The sequence below is a fragment of the Pseudorhizobium marinum genome (assembly GCF_000705355.1).
Taxonomy (GTDB): Bacteria; Pseudomonadota; Alphaproteobacteria; order Rhizobiales; family Rhizobiaceae; genus Neorhizobium; species Neorhizobium pelagicum.
Map to the genome: position 1 here is coordinate 363,854 of NZ_JMQK01000005.1, position 8,771 is coordinate 372,624.

5 protein-coding genes are annotated in these 8,771 nt (G+C 63.4%); 3 read left to right on the plus strand and 2 right to left on the minus strand.

What is annotated here, in order from left to right; translation table 11 throughout:
* Positions 1-264: 264 nt before the first annotated feature.
* Together EO99_RS0109285 and EO99_RS0109290 are read right to left on the minus strand one after the other, a co-directional pair.
* Positions 265-1,446, minus strand: a complete 1,182-nt coding sequence (locus EO99_RS0109285; protein ID WP_029618373.1) for a DUF1501 domain-containing protein — start codon at positions 1,444-1,446, stop codon at positions 265-267.
* On the minus strand, positions 1,443-2,900 hold the full coding sequence (locus EO99_RS0109290) for a DUF1800 domain-containing protein (RefSeq protein WP_029618374.1): 1,458 nt from the start codon (positions 2,898-2,900) through the stop codon (positions 1,443-1,445). Before EO99_RS0109290 ends, EO99_RS0109285 begins: the two co-directional genes overlap by 4 nt.
* A 180-nt stretch (positions 2,901-3,080) precedes the next feature.
* Here EO99_RS0109290 and uvrB point away from each other — a divergent pair, with 180 nt between their 5' ends.
* The 3 genes from uvrB to EO99_RS28640 all read left to right on the plus strand — a co-directional run bounded on the left by uvrB (position 3,081) and on the right by EO99_RS28640 (position 8,525).
* Entirely contained in the window at positions 3,081-6,320 is a 3,240-nt protein-coding gene (gene uvrB, locus EO99_RS0109295; protein ID WP_029618375.1) for an excinuclease ABC subunit UvrB, read from the plus strand.
* Positions 6,321-6,637: 317 nt separating this feature from the next.
* Positions 6,638-8,272 (plus strand): hypothetical protein, encoded by a 1,635-nt coding sequence (locus EO99_RS0109300; protein WP_029618376.1) that lies wholly within the window; start codon positions 6,638-6,640, stop codon positions 8,270-8,272.
* Between the two features lie 61 nt (positions 8,273-8,333).
* Positions 8,334-8,525 (plus strand): cold shock domain-containing protein, encoded by a 192-nt coding sequence (locus EO99_RS28640; RefSeq protein ID WP_408002866.1) that lies wholly within the window; start codon positions 8,334-8,336, stop codon positions 8,523-8,525.
* Positions 8,526-8,771: the final 246 nt, after the last annotated feature.

Consider the following 8,771-nt stretch of genomic DNA (forward strand, 5'->3'; position numbering starts at 1 on the left):
GCATGGGACACGTTAATCCAGCAGGCTACACGTTCATCGCACATGCAGCAAGAATATGTGAACTACCCCTCAACGCGCGGCGGGTCGAGTCCTCCACGCGCCCGAGGGTACCAACCTTGAAAACAAAGCTGCGGCTTTCAAAACCTAATCAGGTGATTTGGACTACCGGCACGAAGTCTCAAAGCAGCCGCAGTCTCACGGCTAAGCGACGACCGCCTCGTGAGAGAAAATTGGCTTTCTATTCCTCGCTAGACCTAAACACCCCTACCCCCGCAGATACCCAGAGCCCTTATCAAAACTGAGCCCCGGAAAGACATCCGTCGTCAGCCGGTCCGGCGGAATGTCGAACTGGCGGTAGAGCATGGCGGCGGCAAGTTCGCGGACGTCGCCGGTGGGCATGAGGTCGCGGCCGTCCAGCAGCTGGTCGTCGGAAAGCCCCGGCCAGCGGCCGAGAATGCGGCCGCCGGGGATGCCGCCGCCGGCGAGCAGTGCCGCGCCGCCGGTGCCGTGGTCGGTGCCGCCGGAGCCGTTCTCGCGCGCCGTGCGGCCGAATTCGGTAATCACCAGCACCACGGTCTTGCCCCAGGCCTGCGGCCCCAGACCCTCCTTCAGGGTGTTGATCGCCAGCGACAGGTCGGTGACGGCGCGGGCAAACTGCGGCCGCTGGTCCACATGGGTGTCCCAGCCGTTGATGGAAAAACTGGCGATCCGGTATTCCTGCGTGAGCAGGCCGGCGGCCAGCCGCGCCATGTCGGCGATGCCCTCGCCGCGCTTTTCCGGGCCCTGCACGGCGTCGGCCAGCAGGTCGGTGTTGCGCGCCTCCGCCATCACCCTGGCAAAGCCTTCGTCGCCGGCATAGAGGCGTTCCAGGAAGCGGATCTCGTCCTCGGCCATGGAGAGGTCCGATTGCGGCGCCCAGGCTTCCGCCCGGTTGGGCCCGGCGAGGATCAGGTCCATGGAGGTGTTGATGTCGATCGCCTTGCGGTCGGTCTGGCGCGGCATATGCGCCAATGCGCGGTTCAGCCAGCCGCTGCGCTCGTTGCGCTGCAGCGTGCCGGTCTCCAGCGCGTCCTGGCCGCTGAAATGGCTGCGCTCGTCGCGGTAGGGCGTCGAGACCGCATGCACGAAGGAGAGCTCGCCCGCCGTCCAGAGCGGCATCAGGGAACTTGCCGCCGGATGCAGGCCGAAGCGGCCGTCGAGGTCGATCAGGCCCTGGTCGGTCGTCAGCGCCAGGCGCGGCCGAAGCTTTGCAAACAGCGGGTCGGCATAGGGCTGCACCAGGTCGAGCCCGTCCATGGCGCCGCGCAGGATGATGGTCACGAAGCGGTTGTCGCCCGGCACGGCGGCAAAGCTTGCCGGCGTCAGTATCGGGGAGGCTGCGGCGCAGCAGGCGGAGACCAGGAAGCCGCGGCGCGACATCGAAGCGTTCGGGAAGGCCATGCTCATCTCCTGTTGAACTCCGGCGCGGCCAGCACCATCGCCAGCCCATGGACGCGGTTCGGCGCCTGGCCGACGATTCGGATGGTGTCTTCACGGGCGGCGTCGCCCAGCGCGTCGGCGAGCAGATCGGCCGGCTCGCGGTCGGCGGCCAGCCACTGCGCCGCCATGCGCGCCCAGGCGATCCGTTCGGCAAGCTGGCTCGGCGTCAGCCAGTTGGCGGCGTCATCGGCAAAGCCCGCCGGGCTCGTCGGCCGCCAGACCGGCTGGCCCATGCGCTGCAGCGCCCAGATCGTCATGGCGCGGGCAAAGCCCGGGTTGCGGTGGCGCGGCGCGTTCTTCTTCGGCCGCCGCGGCGCATCGTCCTCGTCGTCCGGCTGCGGCATGGCCGCCGCCACCATCGCCTCGAACTGCTTCTCCGGCATGTCGAGGGCGCGCAGGCCCGAGACCACGAATTCGAAGGGCCGCTTGATCTTGGCGCCGCCCTCCTGCCAGGCGCGCGGGTGTTCCAGCATGGCGCGGTAGACTTCCGTCAGATTGCCGTCGCTTGCCGTCCAGGCGGCCACCATGGGCGCCACCACCTCGGGCGGCGGCACGTCGGCCAGGAAATGGCCGGCCAGTTTCGCGCAGATGTGGCGGGCGGTGGCGGGATGGTCGGCGAGATCGTCGATCATCGCCCGATGATCGGCCTCGCTGCGGCCCTCGCCGCCGTAGCTCTTCCCGAGCAGCGTGAAGGCGCCGGGTTCGGCCCGCTGCGGCCGGTAGCCGATGTCGAGACGAGGCGCGTCGATGCCGACGCCGGTCAGGATCAGCGCGGCGGCGCGCACGTCCGCCTGGCCATAGCCGCTGCCGGCGCCCAGCGTGTGCAGCTCGATCAGCTCGCGGCCGAGGTTTTCGTTGAGGCCGCGGCCGTTGCGCAGCCCGGCCACCGAGCCGGGGCCGACGGAGCGGTTCTGGTCGAGGTAGAAGAACATGGCCGGATGCAGCACGGCGGCCTTCAGGAGGTCGCGGAAGGGGCCGGCGAGGTTCGGCCGGATCGCCTCCGCCTCGTGCAGCGCCGCCAGCATGAACATCTGCAGGTTCTTGTCAGCATTGACGGCGAAATGATCGGTCCAGAAGCTCGCCAGCCGCTCGTGGAAGCCATAGGGCGAGGTCACCGCCTGGGCGATACGGGCCACCGCATCGCCGCGGTAGAGCCGGTTCGCCTGCTGCTGGGTGGTCTGGCGCAATCGCGCGTTGGGCTTGCCGTTCTGGGTCGCCTTCGCCTCGGCGCGGCGCAGCGCGATGATCTTCTCCGCCGTCTCGCGGCGACCGGTGATTCCCTCGCGCGGAAACCGCAGCTCGGCCCTGGCGGCGGGCGGCAGCTGCGCCAGCAGCGCCTGCGCATCCTGCGGCGGCGGTTCGCCGGGGCGCAGGCCGAAGCCGTAGCGGATCGCCGCCAAAGTCGGAACGGATATGCTCATCATCGTCTCCAGATTCGCAAGGCCTGAGAATCCCGGAGGAATGTGGTCGAAAGCGCCTCAAACCATGGCGATTTGGCGACATGGACAAGATGTAATGGAGGGGGCCGCCGCAGGCCGGCTGTTGCCCTTTTGTACCGGCTGCCTCTTCACTTTCGCGCTGTTCGCCTCCATATTCCCGGCATGGCCAGATCCCCCCGCACCTCCGCCCCCTCCTCCTCCCGCCCAGGCTCCCCCTCTGGCTCCCCGCGCGGCTTCGACGAAGCGCCGCAGACGCCCCTCGAGGGCGCGCCGCTGGAGGGCTCCGTGTCCGACTGGGTGCGGCAGCTGGAGGCCGAGGCGGAGGCGTCGGGCGTCGAGACGCAGCGCGAGATCGCCTCCAAGGCGGGCAAGCACCGCAAGAAGATCGAGATCGCCGCCCGCGAGGAGGCCATCCGCGAGGCCGCCGCGGAAGCCGCCAAATCCGCGCCGAAGCCGGCCCGCAAGGGCGGGCCGGCGACGGCCAAGCACACCACCTCGCAGAAAACCTCCCGCGGCGTGTCGATCGGCGCCTCGTCGGATCCGGCCACCCGCGCCGCCGCCGGCCTCAATCCGGTCGCCGGCATGGACATCTCGCTGGAGGATGCCGGCAGCCTCGCCCCCGGCGCCGTCACCGCCACGGTCGATGCGCTGTCGAAGCTGATCGAATCCGGCAATCCGCTGTTCAAGGACGGCAAGATGTGGACGCCGCACCGGCCGCATCGCCCGGAGAAGTCCGAGGGCGGCATCGCCATCCGCATGGTCTCCGACTACGAGCCCGCCGGCGACCAGCCGACCGCCATCCGCGACCTCGTCGAGGGCATCGATTCCGGCGAGCGCAGCCAGGTGCTGCTCGGCGTCACCGGCTCGGGCAAGACCTTCACCATGGCCAAGGTGATCGAGGCGACGCAGCGCCCGGCCGTGATCCTCGCCCCCAACAAGACCCTCGCGGCGCAGCTCTATTCCGAGTTCAAGAGCTTCTTCCCCGACAATGCGGTGGAATATTTCGTCTCCTACTACGACTACTACCAGCCGGAAGCCTATGTGCCGCGCTCCGATACCTTCATCGAGAAGGAATCGTCGATCAACGAGCAGATCGACCGCATGCGCCATGCCGCCACCCGCGCCATCCTCGAGCGCGACGACTGCATCATCATCGCCTCGGTCTCCTGCATCTACGGTATCGGCTCGGTGGAGACCTATACGGCGATGACCTTCCAGATGGCCGTCGGCGACCGCCTCGACCAGCGCCAGCTGCTCGCCGACCTCGTCGCCCAGCAGTACAAGCGCCGCGAGATGGACTTTCAGCGCGGCTCGTTCCGGGTGCGCGGCGACAGCATCGAGATCTTCCCCGCCCACCTGGAGGATGCCGCCTGGCGCATCTCGATGTTCGGCGACGAGATCGATTCGATCACCGAATTCGACCCGCTGACCGGCCAGAAGACCGGCGACCTGAAAAGCGTCAAGATCTACGCCAACTCCCACTATGTCACGCCGCGCCCGACGCTGAACGCCGCCATCAAGTCGATCAAGGAAGAGCTGAAGCACCGCCTCGCCGAGCTCGAGGCCGCCGGCCGCCTGCTCGAGGCGCAGCGGCTGGAGCAGCGCACCCGCTACGACATCGAGATGATGGAGGCGACCGGCGCCTGCAACGGCATCGAGAACTATTCGCGCTATCTCACCGGCCGCCGCCCCGGCGAGCCGCCGCCGACGCTGTTTGAATACATCCCCGACAATGCGCTGATCTTCATCGACGAAAGCCATGTCACCATCCCGCAGATCGGCGGCATGTACCGCGGCGACTTCCGCCGCAAGGCGACGCTGGCCGAATACGGCTTCCGCCTGCCGTCGTGCATGGACAACCGGCCGCTGCGCTTCGAGGAGTGGGACGCCATGCGACCGCTCACCGTCGCCGTCTCCGCCACCCCCGCCAACTGGGAGATGGAGGCCGCCGGCGGCGTCTTCGCCGAACAGGTGATCCGCCCGACCGGCCTCATCGACCCGCCCGTCGAGGTGCGCCCCGCCAAGAGCCAGGTGGACGACGTGCTCGGCGAGATCCGCGAGACCGCGCAGAAGGGCTACCGCACCCTCTGCACCGTGCTCACCAAGCGCATGGCGGAAGACCTCACCGAATACCTGCACGAACAGGGCGTGCGCGTCCGCTATATGCACTCCGACATCGACACGCTGGAGCGCATCGAGATCCTGCGCGACCTGCGCCTCGGCGCCTTCGACGTGCTGGTCGGCATCAACCTCCTGCGCGAGGGCCTCGACATCCCCGAATGCGGCTTCGTCGCCATCCTCGACGCCGACAAGGAGGGTTTCCTGCGCTCGGAAACCTCACTGATCCAGACCATCGGCCGCGCCGCCCGCAACGTCGACGGCAAGGTCATCCTCTATGCCGACAAGGTCACCGGCTCGATGCAGCGGGCCATGGACGAGACGGCGCGCCGCCGCGAGAAGCAGATGGAATACAACACCGCCCACGGCATCACGCCGGAATCGGTGAAGCGCAACATCGCCGACATCCTCGACAGCGTCTACGAGCGCGACCACGTCCGCGCCGACATCTCCGGTGCCGGCGGCAAGGGTTTTGCCGATGGCGGCCACCTCGTCGGCAACAACCTCCAGGCGCATCTCAATGCGCTGGAAAAGGACATGCGCAACGCCGCCGCCGACCTCGACTTCGAGAAGGCCGCCCGCCTGCGCGACGAGATCAAGCGCCTCAAGGCCGTCGAACTCGCCGCCATGGACGACCCCATCGCCCGCCAGGAATCCAGGGCCATGGAGGGCGTCAAGCGCAACGCCCAGGCGACCCGCGATTCGCTGCCCTCGGGCGGCGGGAAGAAGGCAAAGGGATCGAGCGCCCCCTCCGAGTCGATCTCCCCCCTTGAGGGGGAGATGTCCGGCAGGACAGAGGGGGGTGAGGAGCGGTCCGCGCAGCGGAGCAATCGATCCGGTGAATCGATTGCAGCGACGAACGCCCGGAGCGAAAGCGAAGGGCCGGGAGACGGCGCGTCAGAACAAACCTCCTACTTCGCCAAACCCACCCTCGACGACATGGGCCCCGGCACCGACATGGTCCGCCCCCTGTTCCGCAAGAACACGCTCGACGAAATGACCGTCGGCCGCACCGAAAAGCCGGTTACCGGCAGACTGCCGGACAAGCCCGCCGACCCGGCCCAGCGCGTCTCGCCGCTGCTGGAAGGCCAGCCGGAACGCGGCTCCCCTAACCGCGAGTCGATCTCCCCCCTTGAGGGGGAGATGCCCGGCAGGGCAGAGGGGGGCAAAGACGACCCGCGTCCCCTCGCCCGCGGCAAGACCGGCATCGGCTCCTACGAGGACCCCGGCGAGCAGAAGCGCAAGAGCCGCACCAAGGGTAAGACGGGCCGGCCGGGACGGTGAGCGCGTGTCCAGTCTCCCCGCCCGCGGGGAGACGATGGCGGCAGCCGGATCAGGGGCAGACGGGCGCGGCTGGATGCTCGGTAGCCCCATGCCGGACGAGCCGGCGCGGCAAACCGCAGCCGGACTCCCTCCCCCTTGTGGGGAGGGTTGGGGAGGGGAAAACCGGAAGTGGCCGTTCGTGGCGGGGGCGAGAGGCGACAATCGGCGTACTCCCCTTAATTCATCAAAACGGAAGAATTTCGATAAGGTCGTTTGCAAACGCTAGTTGTGCCCGCTAACTTCATGTCATGAGGATCTAAAAGCATTCGGCAGAAAACATGCAAGCCACGCTAGACCTGACTGAAGGCCACGCTCGCCTAAAAAAAATTCTGGAAGAGTTCCCAAGCGACTCTCCACACTGGAATGAGGCTCAGAACCGCTTCCAGTTTATAGATCGTCTTTTGACGGAGTGCCTCGGCTGGGAAAAGCTGTTCATCAGCGTCGAGGATCATAATGAGCGTGGCTATACGGACTACCTGCTCGGGAATCCTACAAAAGCCGTCCTAGAGGCGAAGCGTGAAGCGCATCAGTTCGACATTCTGCCACCCAGGAGCTCTTCAAAGTCCCGCAAGCTTCGCGATTTATACAATCACTGCAAACAACTCAAGCTGACAGTCGATCAGGTAATATCCTACTGTGGGATTACAGGAATTCAGACCGCGATCATCTGCAATGGGCCGCAGTTAATTATATTCAAAGGTATTCAAATTGGGGCATCCCCTCTCGACGGACTGTGCTTCGTATTCAATGGCTTTTCAGAGTATCTGGACGGATTCACTCGACTTTGGAAATACCTTAGCCCCGAAGGTCTCTACGAAGAGGCCGCCTTCCACGATTTAGAGCTCAATCAGAACGTACGAATCCCCAGTAAAGCTTCCATCTCGTTTACCGATCCTCGCAAATATAGGTACCGTAGCTCCTTTCAAGAGAGCTTAAAGACTTTGTCTTCTCTACTTTTGGAAGACATTGAAACCCATCCTGATGTAAAGAAAACGTTCTACAATGAGTGCTACGTTCCGATTGAAGCGAACAATCGCCACCTACTCCTGAGTAAAAACATCATTTCGGCTCGCTACCGGCGCGTTTCTGGGGATAACAGGGGCCCTGTATCTATAGTCGAGCGTTCTTTCAAAAAGAACGATAGGACCGTTTACATTGACGACAAGATAGTCGCGGAAGCTTTTGGCTCACGGCCCATCGTAGTGGTCGGCGACGTAGGCGTCGGAAAGACATCCTTCTTCGAAAATCTTGAACTCACCATGATCGAGGAAGCATCGTCTAAGTTTCTTTTTATTCATATAAACCTAGGCGAGAGTGCGAGCCTAACAAACTCCATTATTGATCATGTAATAGATGAGATTCCATCAGTTCTTAAAAACAAATACCAAATTGACGTCAATTCGAGAGACTATCTCAACCGTGTCTACACCAAGGAGCTATTGGATTTTGAGGATTCAATCTATGGGTTCCTAAAGGAAGACAATCCCGGAGAATACGCAAAAAAGCAGGCTGATCATCTCAGCTCTCTTGTCGAGAAAAGAGGAGAGAATCTCAAGCGCTGCTTGAACCATCTGATAAAGACATGGAATCGCGACATAATACTCGTCTTCGACAATGCAGACCAGCGTGATTTCTCCGTTCAGCAGCAGGCATTTTTGATAGCGCAAGAAATTGCTAAAGATGTCGGCGCCTTGGTTTTTGTGGCACTGCGCCCAAGCACCTTCCATGAGTCAAAACTGAAGGGTGCTTTGTCTGGATACCAAAACAGGGTGTTTAGCATCTCGCCTCCTCCGGCAGACGTCGTTATTGAGAAACGCTTAGGGTTCGCTCTCCGGGTGGCAGAGGGAAAAATAGCTCCCGCTACTCTAGAAGGTATAGCGTTCAACCTTGGCTCAATAACTGCCTTCATGTGACATTCTCAATGCCAAGTACGGAAGGGTCGCCTCGTTTAGCAAGCTAGATCAGAGCGGTGCCATCACGTTCTACGATGATCGCAAAGGATTTGGCTTCATCCGACCGGATCAAGGAGGGCAAGACGTGTATTTCCGCCGGGACGTTTTTGGAATTTCGAACGATTTAGCTCCCGCAAAGGGAATTCGAGTTAAGTTTTCAGCGATCCCTAACAAGAAGGGATTTACGGCCACACGTATTGAGGCTGCACAGTAGCCCAAAAGATTTCTATATTTTGGCCAACAGGCCTGAATGCGCTCCCCCCAAAACCGCACCCTCCCCCACCAAAAATCAACCACTTACCCCCCTCCACATCCCCGCCCTCCCAACCCGCCGCATAATCCCCCCGTTCCGCTCTCGGATACACCGGCAGGCGTGCCGGCGAGGTGGAGCCGGCGCTGGTGGTGGAGAAACGACGTAAGTCTTCATCATCGGGGTCCGCGGAAAATGGTCTCCCTCCGG

Bases quoted from the DNA above. Each gene is read 5' to 3' on its own strand.
- EO99_RS0109285 (WP_029618373.1), bottom strand. From the start codon at position 1,446: ATGAGCATGGCCTTCCCGAACGCTTCGATGTCGCGCCGCGGCTTCCTG.
- EO99_RS0109290 (WP_029618374.1), bottom strand. From the start codon at position 2,900: ATGAGCATATCCGTTCCGACTTTGGCGGCGATCCGCTACGGCTTCGGC.
- uvrB (WP_029618375.1), top strand. From the start codon at position 3,081: ATGGCCAGATCCCCCCGCACCTCCGCCCCCTCCTCCTCCCGCCCAGGC.
- EO99_RS0109300 (WP_029618376.1), top strand. From the start codon at position 6,638: ATGCAAGCCACGCTAGACCTGACTGAAGGCCACGCTCGCCTAAAAAAA.